The organism is Acinetobacter sp. CAU_H_56 (genome assembly GCF_058599425.1).
On the sequence record NZ_CM178654.1, the window covers coordinates 2,945,243 to 2,966,490 of the forward strand.

The window sequence follows — 21,248 nt, forward strand, 5'->3', positions numbered from 1 at the left end:
ATCTGCGAATTATTTATTGTTCTAGATCTGTACCTGTATCTTCTTCCGCAAGTTTTAGCGGAGTGCTACGTACGTTATCTTTTTTCTCAATCACATGTTCCAGACTGCGTTTTAAACGGTCAATGGCTCCATGAATCGCAGTATCAACATTATGACCATGATGGTTCACGACAATTGGCTTCAAGCCGGCAGGACGTGCTTCGATCATGCAGCGAATATCGTCATCGCCTCCTTTGGCAGCATTTTCATCGCTAAGATGCACTGAGAAATGGGTAATACGCTCACTGTGGCGCTGGAATTCCTGATTTAATTCGGTACGAACGTAAGTAATTAGACGATCACTATTGCGAATGTTTTTATCGGTACGGAGTTCAATGTTCATAAAATACCATCCTCAAATCATTTTAACTTTTTAGTGCAGAATTTTTATCTTGGCACGTGTATAGCTTGCTGTTTTATATTGCATTTCACATCTTCAAATCGCTTTGGATAAAACCCTCCAGATTGAATGATGAACACATTTTTGAGTCTGCAGAACCGTGTTCCTATACTTCGAATATCGGTCCTCTGTTGAAAATATGCAAGTGATATTTTGATTTTTTTAGCAAAAGGACAACCGATCGTGACAACTGCTTACAGGATCGTGATTGATCTTCCAGATTTAGAACAATCGAATTACTATTCACATGACCTTCCCAAAATTAAAGCAGTCTTTGCCCTGTTCATAGAAGATCTATGTCTTTACTTTACTCAGCTTCAAAATTGAGTCTCTATTCTTAAAATTAATTTAAATATAAAAATTTAACTCGCTTCAATTATCCTATAAACCTTCTTCTCCCCATATCTCAAATTATCATCAGCTCAAGACGATGAAATATTTCCGTCAGCGATCAATTTTGACTTTATTTTTACTTATTAATCTGTATCCTTAAGCTGCTTTCTCGGGGGAGATATTTAAATGAAATTTACACAAATCGCGGCACTTTGTGCATTGGCTTCAACAGCAGCTTTCACTCAGGCAGCAGTTTGGCAGGATTTTAGTTTGACAGGCCTATATGGCGAAAATTATGCACATCCTGTAGGTATGGTTGATGATTTAGAACAGTCAACCATTACGGCTGAATATGCAGCTGGTTTAAAATATGGTGATATCTTCGCCTTTGCTGACCGTACTAATAATGATCTCAGTGGTAATGAAACTTACTTTGAAGTTTCACCACGTTTAAGCTTAGGTGCGGTCACTGGCCAAAAACTTGAAGCTGGTCCAATTAAAGACGTACTTATTTCTACTACTTGGGAAGGTGGTGAAGGCTTTAATAATTACCTATATGGTATTGGATTTGCTCTAGATGTTCCTTATACCAGTTATGCAAACATCAACTTCTATAAAGTTGATAATGAAAAAGGTTCTGAAGATGACTATCAGATGACCATTACTTATGCGGTTCCATTTAAAATTGGTAGTGAAGAATTCCTGGCAGATGCTTTCCTGGACTGGTCAACAGCTGAGAAAAACGATCATGCAAGTGAATTGAACTGGACGTCTCAATACAAATGGAATGCTGGTAAACATATCTCTCCTGAAACCAAATTATACTTCGGTATCGAGCATTCAGTTTGGAATAATAAATATTCGATCAAAGGCTTAGACGAACATAATGTTAGCGCATTGGTGAAATACCATTTCTAAGTTTTTAGAATGAATAAAGCAGAACTTCGGTTCTGCTTTTTTATTGCCTAAATTCAAGTTATGGTTAGATATTCTCTTTCTTTTTTTGGCATCTGCTTATGAGCTTTGTTATTCGTCCTGCTCAAATTCAAGATCTGGAACAGATACTCCCGATCTACAATGCTGAAATCTTATACGGAACCTCAACCTGGAATAGCACGCCAAAAACGATCCAGGATTTTCAGAACATGCTAAGTGAATTAAATGCTCAGGGATTTCCTTTATTGGTGGCTGAGCATTTAGTGTCCAAGCAAATTGCAGGTTATGCGGATTATTCTACATTTCGACCCATTCAGGGTTTTAAACACACTGTTGAACATTCTGTATTTCTTCATGCAGATTTTATAGGGCAAGGTCTGGGCAAAACCTTGATGCTCAAGCTGATTGAACATGCCCGACAAAATGCTATCCATGTTATGGTCGGTGCCATTGACCATAAAAATCAAGCATCAATTGCCTTACATGAGAAATTAGGCTTTAAACAAACCGGTTATATGCCAGAAGTTGGACAGAAATTTGGACAATGGCGCGATCTGGTATTAATGCAACTCAACCTGAACTAAACCAAAATATTTTATTTTTTATGTAAAACTTAATATAAATAGGTCAATAATCTGTTAGAAAAATTGCGGAGAGATAAAATTTTCTATTAAAACCAGAATAATGTCAGTTGAGTAAAATTATGGATAAATGGTTTATCTTTATCAGTATTCTCCCCCTGAGTAGTTTCAGTTTCGCCAATTCAGACTTTGAAACTGAACTCCGATCCGAATGTGCCAAGGTGAAAAGCTATGCCGACTCGGGAAGAAAATTTTATGATCAGAAACAGTATCAAAATGCGCTAGGACAATTTCAACAGCAAGCTTCCTGGTCTGCCTTTTGTGCAATGCATAGTGAAAATAGCGGTGTATCTTTTTCCGAGAGTGCCATTGCCACTGCTTTTAATAATGTCGGGTTAAGCTATTTTAAATCAGGAAAACCACAATGGGCACGGGCCTGGTTTTCAGTCTTTCCTCAGGCCAAAAGCAGTCAATTTAATTTAAAACAGCTTCCTCTCCCGCAAAAAACTCAAAACTTGGCTGGCATCTATATACAGCATGCTGGCTTCGGTCACTGGAATACCATTCAAGTCAAACGGATTAAAAATTCTTATCAGATTCATTTTAATGGCCTCTATATGGGAGTAAATAGCATGATTTATGGTCCAAATATAGGTGAATTTGAAACCACAATGCCTGTTAATAAAAATCAAACGACCTATCGATCAGATGACTGCAAAATTAATCTCAATTTTGCTTTTGATCCTAAACAGGGGCAGCAGGTGATTTTAAAACAGGACAATGGCAGTTCAGGTTGTGGCTTTGGACATAATGTCTATGCAGATGGACACTATTTAAAAGTTGAGTCTTAAATTGAGTTGTTAAAAAAGCCCGCGATTGCGGGCTTTTTAATAGGTATTAGCAGCAAATCATTTTAAACAACGATATCCGCCAGATTACCTTTCTGTTCCAACCAGTCTTTGCGATCACTGGCGCGTTTTTTGGCCAACAGTTTATCCAGTAAGCCTGAAGTCAGGTGCACATCATCCAGATCTAGCTGCACCAGACGACGAGTATTTGGATCCAAAGTAGTTTCACGGAGCTGGCTGGCATTCATCTCGCCTAAACCTTTGAATCGGGTGATTTGCGGATTCTTGGTTTTACATTTTTTCAGGATGCCTTCCAGTTCATCTTCATCCAGCGCATAGTGCACATCTTTAGCATCATCAATACGGAATAGTGGTGGCATCGCTACAAACAGATGCCCTTCCTCGACCAGAATCGGAAAGTGTTTTACGAACAGCGCACATAACAAAGTCGCAATATGCAAACCATCCGAGTCGGCATCGGCAAGAATACATATCTTGCCATAACGCAGTTCAGACAGATCATCTGAACCTGGATCGACCCCAATCGCGATTGCAATGTTATGTACTTCCTGAGAGGCCAGCACTTCATCCGAAGAGACTTCCCAGGTATTTAAAATTTTCCCGCGAATCGGCATGATCGCCTGGAAATTTTTGTCACGTGCCTGCTTGGCCGAGCCACCCGCAGAGTCTCCTTCCACAATAAACAGTTCAGACTGATCCAGATCATGTCCAACACAATCTGACAGTTTCCCAGGTAAAGTCGGACCAGCGACAATTTTCTTACGCTCAACTTTCTTAGCTGCTTTTAAACGGCGACCCGCTTTGGAAATGGCCATTTCTGCCAGTTGCATAGCGATGTCTGAATTCTGGTTCAGCCACAGTGCAAACGCATCTTTGGCAATATTCTGCACAATGCCTGAGGCTTCACGGCTAGATAAACGTTCCTTGGTCTGACCAGAGAATTGTGGCTCTTGGAATTTCAGCGACAGGATATAGTTCACCCCATCCCAGACATCTTCTGCAGACAGTTTCATATTCCGTGGCAACAGGTTACGCAGCTCACAGAACTCACGCATGGCATCGGTCACACCCGAACGTAAGCCATTCACGTGAGTACCACCCTGTGCGGTTGGAATCAGGTTGACATAAGATTCCTGAATACTTTCTCCACCTTCTACATTCCAGCAGATGGCAAATTCTGCACTGGCACGCTCAGCATCACCTGTCGCCACAAAAGCAGGGGCCGGAATAATTTCACGGTCTTCCAGCTCATCCATCAAATAGTCGACCAGACCATTTTCAAACTGCCAGATGATCTTTTCATCATTAATCTGGTCGATATAGTTAATTTGCAGACCAGCGGCCAATACCGCTTTGGCTTTTAAATTATGTTTTAAGGCTTTAAGGGCAAATTTGGGCGAATCGAAATATTTGGTTTCTGGCCAGAAATGAACAGTTGTCCCTGTGGCACGTTTCGGTGCCTTGCCTTCTAGCACTTCTAGTGGTGCAGTCGGTTCACCATTTTCAAAGGCCATTTTATACAAATTGCCGTGACGCTGAACTTCAACTTCTACGCGGCTAGAAAGCGCGTTGACGACCGAGATCCCCACCCCGTGCAGACCGCCAGAAAATTGATAGTTATCGGTACTGAACTTACCACCGGCATGCAGTTTGGTCAGGATAATTTCAATCCCGCTCTGACCATATTCCGGATGAATATCAACCGGCATACCACGGCCATTATCTTCGACCGATAATGAACCATCCTTATACACCGTGACCGTGACTTTATTGGCATGTCCCGCCAGTGCCTCATCGACCGCATTATCAATCACTTCCTGCGCCAAGTGGTTTGGACGAGAGGTATCGGTATACATGCCCGGACGACGACGCACCGGATCTAGACCAGATAAAACTTCAAGAGATTGAGCCGTATATTGAGACACGTTATTCGGTTTCCTTTTTTATGCAGTCGGATAAAAACTGTAAGAGCAGCGGAATTTTCTCCGCAAAATCATCCATACCATGGCTGCCATTGGCCTCTGTCATCAGCAGTGCAGGTGGACGAGCTGAACTATAATAGCGATGTGCTTCACGATAATCCAAAACTTCATCGCCTTGTTGTAACAGCACTAATATTTTGTCTGCATCTTGCGCAGTTGGTAGCGCCATAGCTTCGAGCTGGCCAAGATCTGCGTCATTCAGGCACCAGTTCGGATGAACCTGCAGAGGCAATTCATCATCAAACAGTTCACGAAACAGCTGCCATGGTCGCATTGCCGGATTGATCAGTACAGCCGGCACATGCGCTTGAGCGACCAGATATGTCGCATAGAATCCCCCGAGGCTACTGCCGACCAATGCCACCTGGTCCATCGACTGGATCAATTTAGAAATCTTCTGAATTGCAGCCATGGGCGGCATGTTCAAATCTGGTAAATGCACCTGAATATCCGGGTACTTTGCACAGTATTGTTCCAATAACTGGCCTTTAATCGAGCTGCTACTACTCTTGAACCCATGCAGGTAAATGATATTCATCGGCAATCAATAAAAAACAAACAAAATGTCAAAATTTAATTTAAAAGTGTGAAATACACTTCATTTTATAACCACTTAATTGCTTAAATTGTCTGACAAAAAAGCCTTTAATGTTATGCAATTCTCGCTATTTTAAGAGTATTCCGAATAAATTGAGAATCAAGAATACTGAAAAAAGAATTTATACCGCGAAGTGCTCAAAAAAGAAAGATGTCTACGGGTCATATAAAGGATAGGATCAAATGCCAAGTTTAACGCCATTGCATGAAACCTATTGTCGATGGGATCGAACTCCGCTTAGCCAGGCAGATGTCCTGGAAGGCCTGGCACAATTGGTCACCATGCGCTTTAGTGATGTAGTACAGGAGCTGATTAAATCGATTCAGCGTGAAATTTTAATGAGCGTATTCGGGCTGAGTGAAAAAAACTCCAAAACTTTCCAGAATATTCCTTATATCGTACGTCTGTATCAAATGTCTTATGACATGATCTTTCATTATGGCAATACCCTGATTGCGCCTGGACTGCGCCGTATTATTGAAAGATTTCCCAAATTACATAATAAACCTCTGACCCCGACCATGCATTTTATGGTCAGTGCCCTGAACGGGATTATTGGCGATTATCTGCTGAAATATCAGAATCCTCTCGCCCTGCCGATGCTCATTTACGATCATTATGGTTCTCTGCAACAAGGTGAGCTAACCGGACGCATTACCCTATTTGTGCATGGTCTGTGCATGAACCATTTGGACTGGTCAACCCGCAAATATCCGGGCATTGGAGAAAAATTACTGGCACAGCGTGACCATAACACCATGCTGTACCTGAACTACAATACCGGACGCCGCATTTCAGCCAATGGCCGCAGTCTGGCCAATGCCTTGCAGGATCTGGTCAAACGTAATCCAGGAATTACCAGTATTGATCTGATCGGACACAGTATGGGCGGTCTGGTGTCACGCAGCGCCTTGTTCTATGGCAAACAAAATGTCTATGACTGGATTCCGATGGTGGAAAATCTGGTCTGTCTGGGCTCACCGCATCATGGTGCGGTACTGGAACGTTTTGGTTTTAGTTTGCAGGAAAAACTTGGACATTTTCCTTTAGTGAAAATTGTGGGGCATGTGGTGAATATTCGCAGTAACGGGATTCTGGACTTACGCCATGGCAGCGTCCGGGATGATGACTGGGAACATAATCCGGTACGGATTGGCTTTATGGACGACAACCGTAAACCAGCCCCGATTCCTGCGCATATCGATGCCTATCTGGTGGCAGGTACGATCGAGTTTGAACACCATACCAACAAAACGCTTAATGTGATCGGCGATTATCTGGTCAGTGTCAAAAGTGCCTTGGGCGAACATCCCCACCCGCGTTTTGACCTGAAAGTACCCGACGCACATAAGGCGATTTTCTATGGCTTGAACCACTTTGAAATTCAGTATCATCCGTTGGTGGCTGAACAGATTGTGCGCTGGTTCTATCCAAGTGTGGAAGATGAAGCCTATACACAAATTCATGAATACGTGACCGATCTAGATAGTATTGAAGGCATTGCCCTGACCTGATTGAAGATAAAAAATTTGGTTCGCCTCTAAGAGAGTGATAAAAAAAGCCAGTCTGTAGACTGGCTTTTTGATTCCAATTTTGAAAATCAGTATTTATCTCTTAAACGTTTGACGGGCGCAGTCTGATATTTGCGAAATAACTGCCACAGGCTGATCAGCAATAAGATACTGAAGAACACCAATGACCAGACCGGTAAAGATTGCCCCAAGAACGTCCAGTCAATTGCGGCACATTCACCTGAACCATTTAATACCTGCTGTAATACCGATTTCATCGGCAAAGTTTCCAACCAGTAATCCAGACCTGGGCCACAGCTCGGCACTCGATCCGGTGGCAGGTTCTGTAGCCAGACATGCCGTGCAGCTACACCGACTGACCATAAGATACTGAGCGAGCCTAAGAAAGCATATACGCGCTTCATGGCATTGGATTTCGGATTATGCAGCAACGCAATCAGGGAAATAATCCCTAGTCCGATCAATCCGATTCGTTGAAACACACACAATGGGCAAGGGTTCAGGCCCTGTCCATGCTCAAGATATAAAGCAAATGCCATCCCGGCAATAGATGCCAAAAACAACACACCACTCACGAAGCGATAACCCCATTGCATGGTTAATCCTCTTATTTATTATCGATATTGGGCTAAATATTCAGTAAAACTGATCGTGTTATCTTGCTCGAGCTGGTGTTGTTGCTGCAATGACTTTTGTGACAATTCATTGAAATATTTAAGTGTTTCTTTGCTTAATCGATGTAATTCATAGAGATTGCTATGCTGATGGGCCAAATGCTGGCCAAATTGCCACATGCTGCTGTGGCTACGGATATCTCCGACAATCAGGGCTGACAAGGTCGCATCGACTTCATCGACACGGATCTGCATCGCTTGCATGGCGCTACTATATAAATCAGTGTCATAAGCCTGATCGAGCAATTGAGCCAGTGGCTGCATACGTTGCAAATGTAGATTACACCAGTCTTCAATCATATAACGCTGACCATTTTCCATAATTGCAGCGTTATAGGCGCGACCACGATTCACCACTTCTGCCTGATTCTGGTCAATGATTTCCTGTTCTGCATCCAGCAATGCCGGGCTGTCTTGCAATAAGCAGTACAGTGCCACTACTTCCAGGAAGCCGGCAGTATCTTCATTGATCCCGATCGCGCTATACGGATTGACATCTACAGCACGCAGCTCGACATAGCCGATCCCGCGATTTTGCAAGGCTTGCGATGGAGTTTCACCTTCTTGAGGTACCTGCTTCGGACGCACCAGACTGTAGTATTCATTTTCAATCTGTAGCACATGGTCATTGATCTGAATTGGCTGACCATTGGCATCATCCAGACCCAGACGGGTAAACTGTTTATACGGTGTTCTGACCGCTTTTTGCAGACCTGCCAGATAATCCTGCAGATTATTGTAGTGAATACCCAGCTGTTTCTGTGCCGAATTCTGGTAGCCAAAACGTCCCATCCGTAATGCAGTCGAATAAGGCGTATATAAAGTACCGCGCACCAGCGGGAATAAGTGGTGATCACGTCCAGTCATAAAACACTGACAAACTGCTGGACTGGCACCAACCAGAAAAATTACCAGTGGCGTCAAACGAATAAAGTTACGGATCAGCCCCATATAACGATGGCTGCGATAATCTTGCAGGCTTAAAGCGCGTAGCTCTTCATCGGCTTCCTGTTCTTGTAGCGCTGTAAAGAAATGATCCGGGAAAGACAGATTATAGTGAACCCCGGAAATGGTCTGCATACGGCGACCATAACGCACGCCTAAACCATGACGATACAGCGTTTTAAATAAGCCAATATTGGAACTGCCATATTGTGCTAACGGGATATTTTCATCCTTGCTGTCGAGCATGCACGGCATGGACATCGGCCAGAGCTTTTCATCATTTTTCAGATGACGGTGTACAAAGGCATGAATGTCGGTCAGGTAGTTGAGAGCTTCATTAATACTCTCTTTCGGCGGAGTAATAAACTCCATTAAGGCTTCAGAATAATCAGTCGTAATATGCGGATGTGTCAGAGCTGAACCTAAGGCATGAGGATGTGGTTCCTGCGACAGGAAACCATTGCTTTGCATACGCAAGCTCTCACGCTCGATACCGCGCAGCATTCCTTTGATGAGCGACGAATCTACCCATTCCGGTAATACATCATGGGCAGTCGATTCAGGTTGACTCATTACAATCTCGCTTAATGGGGGTAACTATTAAAATAGAATCATCGGTTTAGCTTAGTATACCGCGATTTCCAGACAGCACATGCTGCCCTGCCTAGTTTTCAAGCAAACCATTGATTTTTAGTTGGGCAAATTTTTAACACAAAGTTTCTCTATAAGACATGTGAAATTTGTGATTTTATTGACAAATAAATGCTAATAAATTGTAAACATTATGAATTATCAAGATATTTTAGACTTCTGGTTTAGTCCTGAAACGCAACCCAACTGGTTTGCCAAAAGTGACCAGTTCGACCAAAGTTTGAAGGAAAAATTTGGCGATATTCTGGAACAAGCAAGTAAAGCTGAACTGTGGTCATGGCGTAAGAATGCTGACGGCCGTCTGGCAGAAATCCTTGTTCTGGACCAGTTTTCACGCAATATTTTTCGGGATACGCCGCGTGCTTTTGCTCAGGACAGTCTGGCTTTGGCACTGGCTCAGGAAGCCATCAGCCAGGATCTGGACAAGCAGCTGAGTCCGGAGCAACGTTCCTTTCTTTATATGCCTTTCATGCATAGCGAGTCTCAATTAATCCATGAATTTGCGCTAAAATTATTTCAGCGCCTCGGCAATCCAGAAAACCTCGAATATGAAATCAAGCATAAAATCATTATTGACCGTTTCGGACGCTACCCACATCGCAACCAGATTCTGGGCCGTGAATCCACCGAGGAAGAATTGAGTTTCCTGACCCAGCCAGATAGCAGCTTCTAGAGGTCTGTAACTCGCTGGATCATCCTATCAGGAGAACGAAGATGAAAAAGACCGTCATTGCCCTGACCCTTGCGACGACCGCCCTGCTTTCCGGCTGTGCAACGACACCGTCCAAGCCGCTTACCTTTGACCAGCTCGGCCATTACAGCACCACCCCACTGAATGCCAACACCTACCGCATCAGTTTTCAGGCGCGACCTAATATGAGTTTCGGTACGGCCGAAGAAATCACCCTGCTGAAAGCCGCTCAAACTACGGTACAAAATGGCTTCCAGTTTTTCCGGGTACTGAACGATCCTAGTAACCGTACCCAGCAACCACCGCGTCAGGCGATTGTCTATCCGGCGCCTAGCGTCTATCCATACGGCTATTATCGTCCTTATGGTTATTCCCGCCGCTATCCGGGATTCTGGCCCGATCCATTCTATGACCAGCCCTATACTGTCACTTTAGATCCTGCTCAAGTGGCTTATACCATTGAGTGCTTTAAAGCCGGTCAGGAGCCGAAAGATGCTTTTGATGCGCGCTTGATTTTACAATCACTTGGCGCTAAATATGGAGTAAGTCCATCCGGCCAAGTACTCCAACCGCAGCCGGCCACGCCCCAATAACAGGATTATTTATGCAGAAAGAGCAGCCGTCACCAAGCTTACAACGCAGTAAACGTTTTGCGACCATTGCACTGGTCGTCGCAGTACTGGCTTGGCTGGCGCTGATGATTACTGCAAAACTGCTGCCTGAATATGTCTGGCTGATTCATATCCTGATGCTCTCTGCCGAAGCAGGTGTAGTCGGTGGTCTGGCGGACTGGTATGCGATTACCGTGCTGTTCCGCAATCCTTTTGGTCGGCTGCCGATCCCGAAATTTTTACGTGACCATACTGAAATTATTCCACGCAATAAAGCCCGGATTGCCGAATCTATGGGTCGCTTTGTGCAGGAAAATTTCCTTTCCCCGCAAATTGTGCAGCGCAGTCTGGCCAGTACCGATTTAAGTCTGGCTGCCGGCCGCTGGCTGGCCAATCCACAGAATAATGCTCAGGTCACACAAGTGATTCAGCAGACTGTACCTAAAGTATTTGAATTTGTCGGGCAGGAACAGATCGCCGGATTTATTCAGAGCAACAGTGTGCAATGGGTCAAAAATACCCAGATCAATACCTTGGCCAGCGAAATGTTACGCGCTGTTTTAGAAAATGATTTCCATCAGGATGTGCTGCAACGCGGCCTGGATGTGGTGCATGCCTGGATGACTTCACATCCGGAACAGACCCGTGAGCTGACCCGCACTTTATTCAAGGAAATGGGGGTCTGGCGTCTGGCCAAAGGCGCGAGCTGGATCGGCATTGATGTGCAGCAACGCAGTATCGATTCGGTGATTCAGCGGGTGGAAGCCATGCTGGCAGATCCCGATCATCCATGGCGGCTTAAAATTGAAGAAACTGCTCAAGAACTGATGCAGCAATTGGCAGACTCTGAAAGTATGGCCAGTCAGCGACTGAATGAAACCAAAGATGCTCTACTCGACAGCCCGCAAGTGCTAAATTTTATCAGTGGTGCAGTGGTCATTTTATGCGATGCCATCAAGGCAGATTTGCAAAAATCGGATTCGGGGATTGCAGAGAATCTGCGAGTCGCCATTCAGCAAGTCGGTGAGAATATTATTTCAAATACCTCAGTGCGTGAGTTACTGAATAAACGTCTCAGTGGTATCGCTGTCGATTTGAGCGACCAGTACAGTGAGAAAGTGATTCGTTTTATCAGTGAACGTATTCATGAATGGGATTCGACCGAGATGATCGACAAGATTGAAAATGAAGTCGGTGGTGACCTGCATATGATCCGGGTTAATGGTGTCGTGGTCGGGGCCTGTATTGGTCTGATCCTTGGAATCATCCGTGCTGCAGTCGAGCATCTGATTTAATTGATTTTTAGTTAGAGAGCCTATCTGTTAGTGAATGCTTTTTACCTTCTAGAACTTCTTTCTTAATTCTCATTGATAGAAAACAATTATTTGGGTGGCTGATTTCCTGACATATCGACCAGCAATCCAGCAAATTTGCGTACAAAAGGTAAAAGCGTCACCACAATCGGAAAAGCAATCGCCCAGGAAATCATCCAGTTATGAAACCAGAGGGCCATAAAGCCCTCAATCCAGCCCAGATTGCGCAGCATGTTAATCATGGAAATAATTCCACTCATCAGGCAGGACAAGATAAAAGGCACAATGACCAAGGCCCATTTGGCTGGAAGTTTGGGAATATTGCCGATGATGGTCGGACGCTGTTTTGAATCCATGCTGACTCTTTTTATAGTTTCAATCAGGCTAATATAGGCCATTTTGATTGCTGGATGATTCATTTTTTATAGTAAAGTTTGCAACTTATTTATTCCCCTCTTTCTCATGTGATCCTTCATTGATGACCGACCGATGGATAGAAACCATAGGCTGCTAATCGTATATTTTTTATTCCCCATAAATGGTTTTACCTAAAGAGTCGGAAATTTGCTATATTTGCTGTTTTTCTGCGATATCTATTTTCGACTGATTATGAATACGGCAATCCAAGCAGCTCTCGATCATGCAGTGCAAACTTTACAGGCACAAAACGTACTCCCATCTGACTGGAACAATACAAGTAATTTGACGCGTACCAAAGACCGCAGCCACGGTGACTTTGCATCAAATATTGCCATGATCGCGTCTAAAGCTGCGGGGATGAAACCGCGTGATTTAGCAGAAAAAATCCTTGCTGCCCTGCCTGAAGTGGCGGATATCAGCAAGGCAGAAATTGCAGGCCCAGGCTTTATTAACTTCTTTTTAAATGCAGACCAGCGTTTTGCTGTGCTGGATCAGATTCAGGCTCAACAGGCAACGTATGGTCGTACCCAGGCCAATGCGGAAAAACGCGTTCAGGTTGAATTTGTGTCTGCGAACCCGACTTCTAGCCTGCACGTAGGTCATGGTCGTGGCGCTGCTTATGGTATGACTGTTGCAAATCTGCTTGAAGCGACAGGTGCCAAAGTTGACCGTGAATATTATGTCAACGACGCTGGCCGTCAGATGGATATTCTGGCAACTTCAACTTACCTGCGTTATTTAGAATTGACGGGTCAGGAACTGGTGTTCCCGAAAAATGCCTATCAAGGTGACTACGTCAAAGAAATCGCACAAAGCATTATTGATAAAGACGGCGATATCTATGTTCGCCCTGTTGCAGACGTTTATAAAGATGTCCCTGAAGATGTACAGTACGCTGCCGAACCGGATGCTGAAGGCAATAAAGTGGTGGTTTCAGGCGATAAAGAAAAACACATTGATGGCCTGATCTTCAACTCCCAAACCTTATTGAATGAAGGTTACCGCGTCTTCCATCAAGCTGCGTTAAAAGCCATCCTTGATGATATTAAAGATGACCTTGGTGAATTCGGGGTGACTTTCAATCAATGGTTCAGTGAAGCGACTTTGACTGAAAAAATTGATGAAGCGCTACAAACTCTAGATCAGCGTGGCTTCCTGTATGAAAAAGATGGCAACATCTGGTTCAAGTCGACTGAATTTGGTGATGAAAAAGACCGCGTGGTTAAACGCCGTAATGGTCAAACCACTTATTTTGCCTCTGATATTGCGTATCACCTGAACAAATTACAACGTGGCTATACCGATATCATTGATATCTGGGGTTCAGACCACCACGGTTATATCGCACGTGTAAAAGCCGCGATTGATGCTCTGGGCTATGACTCGAAAAAACTGACTGTACTTCTGGTTCAGTTTGTCAGCCTGTGGCGTGGTGGCGAGATGGTACAGATGTCCTCTCGTTCAGGCCAGTTCGTGACTTTGCGTGACCTGCGCAAAGAGGTCGGGAATGATGCAGCGCGTTTCTACTATGTTATGCGTAAATCTGAACAGCATATTGACTTCGACCTTGACCTTGCCGTATCTCAAAGCAAAGACAACGCCGTATATTACATCCAGTATGCGCATGCGCGGATCTGTCGTATGTTAGAAAAGGCAGCGTCTACAGGCGTGAACTTTGACGTCACCACTGCACGTGGTCTGGCAGCTAAACTTGAGCTGGAAGCGGAAACTGAAATTCTGGCAAAACTGGCGGCTTATCCAGAGATTGTCGTTCGTGCTGCAAATAGCTATGAACCACATCAGATTGGTAACTACCTAAAAGAGCTGGCTGCGCTGTTCCATGGCTGGTACAACGACAACAAGGTTCTGGGCGATGATGCAGAATTGACTCAGGCACGTTTACTGTTATCTGTAAATGTTCGCCAAGTACTGCGTAACGGTCTGGAACTGCTTGGTGTATCGGCGCCTGAGAGCATGTAAGCAAAACACTTTTTGTATGCTCGCAAGGCGAGAGCTATGCTCGAAGCGAAAATGCAAAGCACTACTTTTACATTGACGCAAGACGGAGAGCCCTGCTCGAAGTAAGCATGCTCATACCGTTTATCTGCTGAATAAACATTTTGTAACTTTAGCTATGTGTTTGAAGATGCAGATAAATTAAAATTCTGTGTGATTTGTGATCTAGATAATGACTTTTCTATCACGATCACATAGGATGAAGTCATAGTAGGGGCATAACTGCTGTTATGCCTTTTCTATTTGCCCCGATAAATAAGAGGAAATCCCAAGTGTTTGGAAAAACGCAGCGCGGTGTATCTGAAAGACCGAATAAGCCTAAAAAGCCACTTATTCCTACCTGGCTTGGCACACTCGTGATCATTTTAATCGTGTTAAGTTTTTTAATGGCACTCATGCTGTGGAAGCCATGGGAACCTGTTAAACCTAAAAACCAGGCTACGGCTGAGCATTCTCAAGAAGAAGATACCAATAAAGACTACCGTTTTTATGATCTGTTGCCACAACAGCAAGTAACACCGATTCCTGAAGAGGCGGTTCCTGAAGCAAAAAATCAGGAAGCAGTGGTGATTGTAGAGGCACCAAGACCAGAAGTTGATGAATCAGAAACAGCAACTGAGCCGGGTCTGGATGCAACCGAAGCCCCAACTCCTGCTTCTGCAAGCTATATTTTACAAGTCCGTAGTTTTGATGACCCGGATCAGGCAGATGCCCGCCGTGCAGAAATCATTCTCAACGGTTTATCTGCAGATGTAGTCCGCAGTGTGGAAAATGGCAAGGTTTGGTATCGTGTCGTGTCTGGACCTTATGACTCAGCGGAATCTGCCATTATTGCACAGCAAACCTTACAGCACAGTGGTATCGATTCGATCGTGGTCAAACGATAAGGTTTAAATATAAAAAGCGCCAGATGGCGCTTTTTTTTGGATCTTTTATCTCCTCCCTTTTTTAAAGGGAGGTTGGGAGGGATTTTAATTTTTTAACTCCCTCTTGCGAAGCAAGGCTTCTCACCTTTTTCAAAGGGAAAGAATCTAAGGGATATTTGTTATCATGAGATTCCCTCCTAAGCAAGCTTTAAAGCACTGCTTTGAATTGAAGCGCAAGAGGAGGAAATTAGAATATTTAATCCCCCTCAATCCCCCTTTTTCAAAGGGGGAAGCAACACAACAGGAGATTAAAAGCTTTTTATAGGGTATGCCCCAACGCCTCACCCATCAACACGGTTGAATTGGCTTTAAACTTCTCATCCCATTGCATCTTGTTTTCTTCAAACAGAATAACAGCGGTTGAACCTAAGTAGAAACGACCCAGCTCAGCACCTTTTTCTAAGAAAAGATTATGTTGATTCAGCTCGATACGGCCAGAGGGTTTTACTTTGCCAGTCGCTACAGTTTCAATACCAGCCACAATCATCGCGCCAACTAGAACCACTGCCATACGACCCAGTTCAGTATCAAACAGACATACCATACGTTCATTACGGGCAAACAGGCCCGGAATATTTTCGGCTGTGGTCTGGTTGACTGAGAACAATTCACCCGGTACATATAAAGTTTCGGTCAGAGTCCCGGCGAATGGCATATGGACACGGTGATAGTCACGTGGTGACAGATACACGGTCGCAAACTCACCATTCTTGAATGGTTCTGCAAGTTGCGGATCAGCAATCAGGTTTTCAACCGTAAACTTCTGGCCTTTGGCCTGAAACACATCGCCATTTTCAATTTTACCCAGTTGGGAAATCGCGCCATCTGCCGGAGATACAATCGCAGTTGAATCAGCATCGACCGCACGCACCCCGGTTCTTAATCCACGGGTAAAGAAATCATTAAATGATTTGAATTTCAGGGCATTGGTTTGCTCAGCAATCGACATATCAATCCCGTATTTGGTCTTGAATGCTGCGATCACGGCTGTTTTTACAATCGGATTTTCGCTGGCTGCAATTTTTCCCACCACACGGGACAGGCGATGCTGTGGCACCACTTTTTGGGCCTGGATAAACAGTTGTTGTTTTAGACGCGATGTGATGCTCAAGATGGCACCTCTCCTGTAGCGATTGGACTATCGAGGCGGTTGCCCCATTCACTCCACGCACCATCATAGGCTCGAATATTCCAGCCGAATAAGCGACCCAGAATATAAGCCAGACCTGAACGGTGATGGGACTGACAATACACCACAACCGGCTGATCCAGATCAAATCCCAGTTGTTCCAGACGCTGCTGAGTACGTGGTAAAGGATGTAATTTTAAATGATTTTGCCGGTTAAGGGCAGTACTCCACTCAAAATGACGTGCGCCCGGGATGTGACCACCGCGTCGCGCAGCCAGACGAAGGCCGGTATATTCATCTTCTGTACGACAATCCCATACCTGAATATTTTCATTTTCAATGAGTTGTTTTAATTCATCATAATCAATCTGAAACTCAGCCTTTCTTTCAAGATTGACTGGAATCAGATGATCAACGGGTATAAACGTTTCCTGATCCGATGAAGTCGGTAGTCCCGCACCCAGCCAGGCATGAATGCCGCCATTGAGTAAACTGGTATTTTTAAAGCCCAAACAATGCAGGTTCCAGAGCAGGCGCCCTGCCCACGCACCGCCTTCATCATCATAAGCCACGACATGATGTTCAGGAGAAATATTCAGGTAACGAATTAAAGCTTTCAGCCCTTCTACGTCCGGTAACAGGCCCATGGCTGTTTCTTCCTGACGAACCAGCAGCTTGGGTTGCAGATGTAAGGCATGTGGAATATGCAATTGTTCATAAACCGACGCCCGGCTTAAATCAACAATTCGAAGTTTTTCGTGTTCCAAATGCGGAACCAAATCTTCTGCTTCAATCAGCAGACCAAAGTCAAAGGCGGAAGCTGTCATCTTAGTAGTTGTCATTGCGGTCAAATCCTTTTGATCTTAGCACAGCTCATTTTTTCAATTATGTTGTTTTTATCTAGATCCTTAGCATAATTTTAGCTAAAGCTAATTTAAGAAAGACCATCATCTAAGAAAAAACCGCCTCATGATTGAAGCGGTTTTTTGAATAAAGCAGAGATTTTTAGGCAGGTTCTGAGATATTGAACACCTGACGTAAATAAGCCAGGAAGGTATCATTATCTGTCATGGTTTTGCCTGGGCTATCGGAGATTTTCGCCACGGATTGACGGTTACATTCCACCAGTTTCAATACGATATTTAGCGGCGTCTGCCCCATATCATTGGTCAGATTGGTGCCGATCCCGAAACTGACCTGAAAGCGGTCTTTGAAGTATTGATGCAATTTCCAGGCTTTTTCCAGATTAAGACCATCACTAAAAGTCAGCATTTTGGTTTTGCTGTCAATTTTCAGCTTTTTATAGTGAGCATAAGCTTTGTCACCCCATTCATAGGGATCGCCACTATCATGACGCAAGCCATCAAACAGTTTGGCAAAGTACAGGTCAAAGTCACGCAGGAAAGCATCCATACCGACTACATCGGTCAAGGCAATTCCGAGGTCACCGCGATATTCCTGTACCCAGGTTTCCAGGGCTGCTTTCTGGAAATTACGCAAACGCACATCTAACGCCTGAAAGGCTTGCAGAAATTCATGCGCCATGGTGCCAATCGGGGTAATGCCCAACTCTTTGGCTAAATACACATTACTGGTCCCACGGAACACGTGCGGTGCAGCTTTATTGAATTCTTCGACAACATGCTTTTGCCAGTCAAAACTATAACGACGGCGGGTACCAAAGTCTGACACCAGGAACGGTGGATCATTCGGGTTCTGCGCGGCATCATACTGTTTTAAAAGTTCAATTTTAGCTTTTAAACGGCGTTCACCTTCGGCTAGCACTTCAGGTGTACGAATGCGGCTGAAATACAGTTCATTGACAATGGCCAGTACAAAGATTTCAAACATCATTGCCTGAACCATGGGGCCTTCAATAGTAATATCCAAGCGGCCTTCATTATCGATGGTGGCCTTAATAAAACGGCGTTTGAGCTGGAATAGTTCCAGATAATCCACAAAATCGCTTTTGATAAAACGCAGGCTGCGTAAATATTGTAATTCGTCTTCTTTAAATTTGAGCTGACACAGCAAATCCAGTTGATGATTCAAATCATCCAGAATATCCGTCAGCGGATATTCCGTGTCTTCCAGATTGCGACAACGGAAATGATAGACACTATGCGTTTGCGGAAACTTGTGTAATACCACTTGTAGCATGGTGAATTTATACAAGTCAGTATCTAACAAAGAGTGGATAATTGGAGCCATAACTAAGGAAAATATCGCTGTGCTTATCCCGCATTAAAGCATAAAAGTTTAGGCAATATTGCAGGATTTACGTACAGCTAGCTGAATTATCGACAAAAGTTCAAGAAAATAAACTGCTTCCTGCTCGGTTATTTGACTGCTTTCAGCCCGTTTTCCTGTTCCTTGATAATTTTCTGTAGCTGCTTTTCCTGACCGATCACCTTGGCAAATTCAGCTGTGGTTTTTTGCCCGGTTTTCTTGGCTTGAGCATCACAGTCGACCTGACGCAGCTGTTTGGCAATGGCAAATTCCATTTTGAACAAGGCACCCATCAATGCCGTATTGCCACGCTTGTCCCGGGCGCAGCGGTCTGCCCCTTTGGCCAGTAAGGTGGTCACGATATCCTGATGGCCATAATAGGTCGCCATCATCAACGGGGTATAACCATCTTGATTGCGTATATCGACTGGAAAGCCGTGTTTTAAAAATTCATTGATCACTTCGCTATTGCCAATTTTAGCCGCAGCAAAAAACAGATCGATCAATTCCTGTTGTGAGGTCATCTGAACGCTTGCCGCAGTTTTTGCAGGGGAGACATTCTTCACTTCAGCAGCAGTTGCGAATGCGGAGCTAAAGGCAAGAATACTGGCTAAAAATGCATATGGCAGAACTTTCATGATGAACTCCAACAGAAATCGAAAGGAAAATTTAAGTCTCTAAAGACTTAATTGACCTGAGATGGAATAAAAAACAGAGTGCCTGTAAAACTCCCCCTAGGGTGCAGGAAAGGTTTGGAGTATTACAGGACTTTTTGGAGGTGATGCGCTAGGCCCTAGTCACCAGTTCCTCAAGACCAATCGGAATTAGTCTTTTAATTTTGCAGCTTTGGCTTTAACGATGGCGATGTCACCATTTACAGCTTTAGTCATGCGCATACCGTAGTCAACATCTGCCTTATAGAAGTAAGACAACATGATGTGCTTGGTTTCTGAATCTTTGACATTGCCCAGATCAGCCGCCAGGTTCATGATCAGGTCATCTTTCTCTTTGGCAGTATATGAACGGTACAAGTCACCTGCTTGCTTGAAGTTTTGCTCTTTAGTACCGATCTGTTGCACATGACCAGTCAATGGCGTTTCAACTGCACGCGCTTTTTCAGTCGCCGGTTTTGGCTCTTTACGGCTTGGCTCGTAGTTCACATCAGAGTCACGTTCAGACACATTCATGTGACCTTCCTGGTTATTGTTGTTCACATTCACCACAGGACGGTTTACCGGAATTTGCTGATGGTTCGCACCTAGACGATACATTTGTGTATCTGAATAAGAGAAGATACGGCCTTGAAGCAAACGGTCTTCAGATGGTTCGATACCTGGGACCAGATTACCTGGTGCAAATGCAGCCTGTTCAGTTTCATTGAAGAAGTTCTTCGGCATACGGTTGAGTGTCAATGTACCGACTTTCACTTCTGGAACCAGTTTGGTTGGCCAGATTTTGGTTGGGTCTAGCGGATCGAAATCAAAGCTGTTCAGATCTTTAGGATCAAGCACCTGAATATACAGATCCCATTTCGGGAAATTACCTGCATAGATGTTGTTATAAAGATCGTTGGTCAAGTGGTTGAAATCTTTACCTTGTTGCACAGCTGCTTCTTTGACGTTCAAGCCCTTCACGCCCTGTTTAGAGCGGAAGTTGAATTTCACGTACTTGTATTCGCCTTTGTCGTTATACAGTTTGTAGGCATGTACACCGAAACCGTCCTGTTCGCGGTAGCTGGTTGGGACACCTTGCTTGCCATAAACATAAGTCAGCATGTTGGTTGCCCAAGGCTGGCTAGACAGGAAGTCAAACACACGGTTGGCATCTTGTACGTTGGTGACGGGGCTTGGTTTCATCGCGTGGATGAAGTCCGGGAATTTGATCGCATCACGGATAAAGAAGACTGGTGTCTGGTTACCGACCAAATCCCAGTTACCTTCCTGAGTATAGAATTTGATGGCAAAACCGTGCGGATCACGTAGGGTTTCTGGTGAACCTTTACCATGAATGACAGTAGACATGCGCACAAAAACTGGAGTTTTAGTACCGGCCTTGAATAAAGAAGCAATTGTTAAATCAGACAGATCTTTCGTCGTAACGAATTCACCATAAGCCCCTGTACCACGTGCGTGAACCACACGTTCAGGAATGCGCTCACGGCCAAAACGTTGCAGTTTTTGAACCAGTTGCACATCTTGTAGCAAAGTTGGACCTTGTGGACCCGCAGTGATCGAGTTCTGATTGTCACCGACTGGTGCCCCGTTATCTTTGGTTAATGGCGCAGCTTGTACAGCTGTCACCGTTGCAAGCATTGCAACAAGTAATGAACGCTTAAACATTTCTAACTCTCTCAATTTAATACCTTTCCTGCAT

Annotated in this window: 20 protein-coding genes; 9 read left to right on the plus strand and 11 right to left on the minus strand. The window is 44.3% G+C overall.

Annotated features, from left to right (window positions below; genetic code table 11):
* Positions 1-13: 13 nt before the first annotated feature.
* A complete protein-coding gene (locus AC4MCC_RS13900) occupies positions 14-382 on the minus strand; it encodes an HPF/RaiA family ribosome-associated protein (protein ID WP_005232722.1) in 369 nt (122 codons plus the stop codon).
* 576 nt (positions 383-958) lie between these two features.
* Here AC4MCC_RS13900 and AC4MCC_RS13905 point away from each other — a divergent pair.
* The 3 genes from AC4MCC_RS13905 to AC4MCC_RS13915 all read left to right on the plus strand — a co-directional run bounded on the left by AC4MCC_RS13905 (position 959) and on the right by AC4MCC_RS13915 (position 3,140).
* On the plus strand, positions 959-1,690 hold the full coding sequence (locus AC4MCC_RS13905) for an outer membrane protein OmpK (protein ID WP_491885454.1): 732 nt from the start codon (positions 959-961) through the stop codon (positions 1,688-1,690).
* A 98-nt stretch (positions 1,691-1,788) separates the two neighbouring features.
* On the plus strand, positions 1,789-2,292 hold the full coding sequence (locus AC4MCC_RS13910; protein ID WP_419365459.1) for a GNAT family N-acetyltransferase: 504 nt from the start codon (positions 1,789-1,791) through the stop codon (positions 2,290-2,292).
* A gap of 119 nt (positions 2,293-2,411) precedes the next feature.
* A complete protein-coding gene (locus AC4MCC_RS13915; RefSeq protein ID WP_419374881.1) occupies positions 2,412-3,140 on the plus strand; it encodes a hypothetical protein in 729 nt (242 codons plus the stop codon).
* Between the two features lie 62 nt (positions 3,141-3,202).
* Here AC4MCC_RS13915 and parE read toward each other — a convergent pair whose 3' ends face one another.
* On the minus strand, positions 3,203-5,083 hold the full coding sequence (parE, locus tag AC4MCC_RS13920; RefSeq protein ID WP_419365457.1) for a DNA topoisomerase IV subunit B: 1,881 nt from the start codon (positions 5,081-5,083) through the stop codon (positions 3,203-3,205).
* A gap of 1 nt (position 5,084) precedes the next feature.
* Complete coding sequence (locus AC4MCC_RS13925; RefSeq protein ID WP_005232728.1) at positions 5,085-5,678, minus strand: YqiA/YcfP family alpha/beta fold hydrolase; 594 nt, start codon at positions 5,676-5,678, stop codon at positions 5,085-5,087.
* Positions 5,679-5,920: 242 nt separating this feature from the next.
* On the opposite strand from AC4MCC_RS13925, the gene AC4MCC_RS13930 reads away from it, so the two are divergent.
* The gene (locus AC4MCC_RS13930) at positions 5,921-7,252 is read left to right on the plus strand and encodes a PGAP1-like alpha/beta domain-containing protein (protein WP_395526682.1); all 1,332 of its coding nucleotides are present in this window, start codon (positions 5,921-5,923) and stop codon (positions 7,250-7,252) included.
* Positions 7,253-7,338: 86 nt separating this feature from the next.
* Here AC4MCC_RS13930 and AC4MCC_RS13935 read toward each other — a convergent pair whose 3' ends face one another.
* Together AC4MCC_RS13935 and gshA are read right to left on the minus strand one after the other, a co-directional pair.
* Positions 7,339-7,866 carry a disulfide bond formation protein B gene (locus tag AC4MCC_RS13935; protein ID WP_419365455.1) on the minus strand — a complete coding sequence of 176 codons (528 nt, stop codon included), beginning with the start codon at positions 7,864-7,866 and terminating at the stop codon, positions 7,339-7,341.
* Between the two features lie 18 nt (positions 7,867-7,884).
* Entirely contained in the window at positions 7,885-9,462 is a 1,578-nt protein-coding gene (gshA, locus tag AC4MCC_RS13940) for a glutamate--cysteine ligase (RefSeq protein ID WP_491885455.1), read from the minus strand.
* Between the two features lie 211 nt (positions 9,463-9,673).
* Between gshA and AC4MCC_RS13945 the strand changes: the two genes are divergently transcribed.
* The 3 genes from AC4MCC_RS13945 to AC4MCC_RS13955 are packed head-to-tail and all read left to right on the plus strand — an operon-like array spanning position 9,674 to position 12,137.
* The gene (locus tag AC4MCC_RS13945) at positions 9,674-10,213 is read left to right on the plus strand and encodes a DUF924 family protein (protein WP_491885456.1); all 540 of its coding nucleotides are present in this window, start codon (positions 9,674-9,676) and stop codon (positions 10,211-10,213) included.
* Positions 10,214-10,254: 41 nt separating this feature from the next.
* A complete protein-coding gene (locus tag AC4MCC_RS13950) occupies positions 10,255-10,824 on the plus strand; it encodes a CC0125/CC1285 family lipoprotein (RefSeq protein WP_491885457.1) in 570 nt (189 codons plus the stop codon).
* Between the two features lie 11 nt (positions 10,825-10,835).
* Positions 10,836-12,137 (plus strand): DUF445 domain-containing protein, encoded by a 1,302-nt coding sequence (locus AC4MCC_RS13955; protein WP_491885458.1) that lies wholly within the window; start codon positions 10,836-10,838, stop codon positions 12,135-12,137.
* An 86-nt stretch (positions 12,138-12,223) separates the two neighbouring features.
* On the opposite strand, the gene AC4MCC_RS13960 is transcribed toward AC4MCC_RS13955, so the two are convergent.
* On the minus strand, positions 12,224-12,511 hold the full coding sequence (locus AC4MCC_RS13960; protein ID WP_125278848.1) for a DUF2798 domain-containing protein: 288 nt from the start codon (positions 12,509-12,511) through the stop codon (positions 12,224-12,226).
* A 253-nt stretch (positions 12,512-12,764) separates the two neighbouring features.
* Between AC4MCC_RS13960 and argS the strand changes: the two genes are divergently transcribed.
* Together argS and AC4MCC_RS13970 are read left to right on the plus strand one after the other, a co-directional pair.
* On the plus strand, positions 12,765-14,555 hold the full coding sequence (gene argS, locus AC4MCC_RS13965; protein ID WP_491885459.1) for an arginine--tRNA ligase: 1,791 nt from the start codon (positions 12,765-12,767) through the stop codon (positions 14,553-14,555).
* Between the two features lie 308 nt (positions 14,556-14,863).
* Entirely contained in the window at positions 14,864-15,478 is a 615-nt protein-coding gene (locus tag AC4MCC_RS13970; RefSeq protein ID WP_159124212.1) for an SPOR domain-containing protein, read from the plus strand.
* A 298-nt stretch (positions 15,479-15,776) separates the two neighbouring features.
* Here AC4MCC_RS13970 and asd read toward each other — a convergent pair whose 3' ends face one another.
* The 5 genes from asd to AC4MCC_RS13995 form a co-directional block, all read right to left on the minus strand.
* Positions 15,777-16,628 carry an archaetidylserine decarboxylase gene (gene asd, locus AC4MCC_RS13975; RefSeq protein ID WP_166137528.1) on the minus strand — a complete coding sequence of 284 codons (852 nt, stop codon included), beginning with the start codon at positions 16,626-16,628 and terminating at the stop codon, positions 15,777-15,779.
* The gene (locus tag AC4MCC_RS13980; protein WP_491885861.1) at positions 16,625-17,473 is read right to left on the minus strand and encodes a sulfurtransferase; all 849 of its coding nucleotides are present in this window, start codon (positions 17,471-17,473) and stop codon (positions 16,625-16,627) included. Before AC4MCC_RS13980 ends, asd begins: the two co-directional genes overlap by 4 nt.
* Positions 17,474-17,651: 178 nt before the next feature.
* On the minus strand, positions 17,652-18,857 hold the full coding sequence (pncB, locus tag AC4MCC_RS13985) for a nicotinate phosphoribosyltransferase (protein ID WP_312211139.1): 1,206 nt from the start codon (positions 18,855-18,857) through the stop codon (positions 17,652-17,654).
* Between the two features lie 128 nt (positions 18,858-18,985).
* A complete protein-coding gene (locus AC4MCC_RS13990) occupies positions 18,986-19,513 on the minus strand; it encodes an ankyrin repeat domain-containing protein (RefSeq protein WP_168382674.1) in 528 nt (175 codons plus the stop codon).
* A 186-nt stretch (positions 19,514-19,699) separates the two neighbouring features.
* Positions 19,700-21,214 carry a catalase gene (locus tag AC4MCC_RS13995; RefSeq protein WP_491885460.1) on the minus strand — a complete coding sequence of 505 codons (1,515 nt, stop codon included), beginning with the start codon at positions 21,212-21,214 and terminating at the stop codon, positions 19,700-19,702.
* Positions 21,215-21,248 lie beyond the last annotated feature (34 nt).

Coding starts and splice junctions, on each gene's coding strand:
- gshA (WP_491885455.1), bottom strand. CDS start 9,462: ATGAGTCAACCTGAATCGACTGCCCATGATGTATTACCGGAATGGGTA.
- AC4MCC_RS13900 (WP_005232722.1), bottom strand. CDS start 382: ATGAACATTGAACTCCGTACCGATAAAAACATTCGCAATAGTGATCGT.
- AC4MCC_RS13990 (WP_168382674.1), bottom strand. CDS start 19,513: ATGAAAGTTCTGCCATATGCATTTTTAGCCAGTATTCTTGCCTTTAGC.
- AC4MCC_RS13915 (WP_419374881.1), top strand. CDS start 2,412: ATGGATAAATGGTTTATCTTTATCAGTATTCTCCCCCTGAGTAGTTTC.
- AC4MCC_RS13960 (WP_125278848.1), bottom strand. CDS start 12,511: ATGGATTCAAAACAGCGTCCGACCATCATCGGCAATATTCCCAAACTT.
- AC4MCC_RS13905 (WP_491885454.1), top strand. CDS start 959: ATGAAATTTACACAAATCGCGGCACTTTGTGCATTGGCTTCAACAGCA.
- AC4MCC_RS13980 (WP_491885861.1), bottom strand. CDS start 17,473: ATGACAGCTTCCGCCTTTGACTTTGGTCTGCTGATTGAAGCAGAAGAT.
- AC4MCC_RS13910 (WP_419365459.1), top strand. CDS start 1,789: ATGAGCTTTGTTATTCGTCCTGCTCAAATTCAAGATCTGGAACAGATA.
- pncB (WP_312211139.1), bottom strand. CDS start 18,857: ATGGCTCCAATTATCCACTCTTTGTTAGATACTGACTTGTATAAATTC.
- AC4MCC_RS13955 (WP_491885458.1), top strand. CDS start 10,836: ATGCAGAAAGAGCAGCCGTCACCAAGCTTACAACGCAGTAAACGTTTT.
- AC4MCC_RS13945 (WP_491885456.1), top strand. CDS start 9,674: ATGAATTATCAAGATATTTTAGACTTCTGGTTTAGTCCTGAAACGCAA.
- AC4MCC_RS13930 (WP_395526682.1), top strand. CDS start 5,921: ATGCCAAGTTTAACGCCATTGCATGAAACCTATTGTCGATGGGATCGA.
- AC4MCC_RS13995 (WP_491885460.1), bottom strand. CDS start 21,214: ATGTTTAAGCGTTCATTACTTGTTGCAATGCTTGCAACGGTGACAGCT.
- AC4MCC_RS13935 (WP_419365455.1), bottom strand. CDS start 7,866: ATGCAATGGGGTTATCGCTTCGTGAGTGGTGTGTTGTTTTTGGCATCT.
- AC4MCC_RS13950 (WP_491885457.1), top strand. CDS start 10,255: ATGAAAAAGACCGTCATTGCCCTGACCCTTGCGACGACCGCCCTGCTT.
- argS (WP_491885459.1), top strand. CDS start 12,765: ATGAATACGGCAATCCAAGCAGCTCTCGATCATGCAGTGCAAACTTTA.
- AC4MCC_RS13925 (WP_005232728.1), bottom strand. CDS start 5,678: ATGAATATCATTTACCTGCATGGGTTCAAGAGTAGTAGCAGCTCGATT.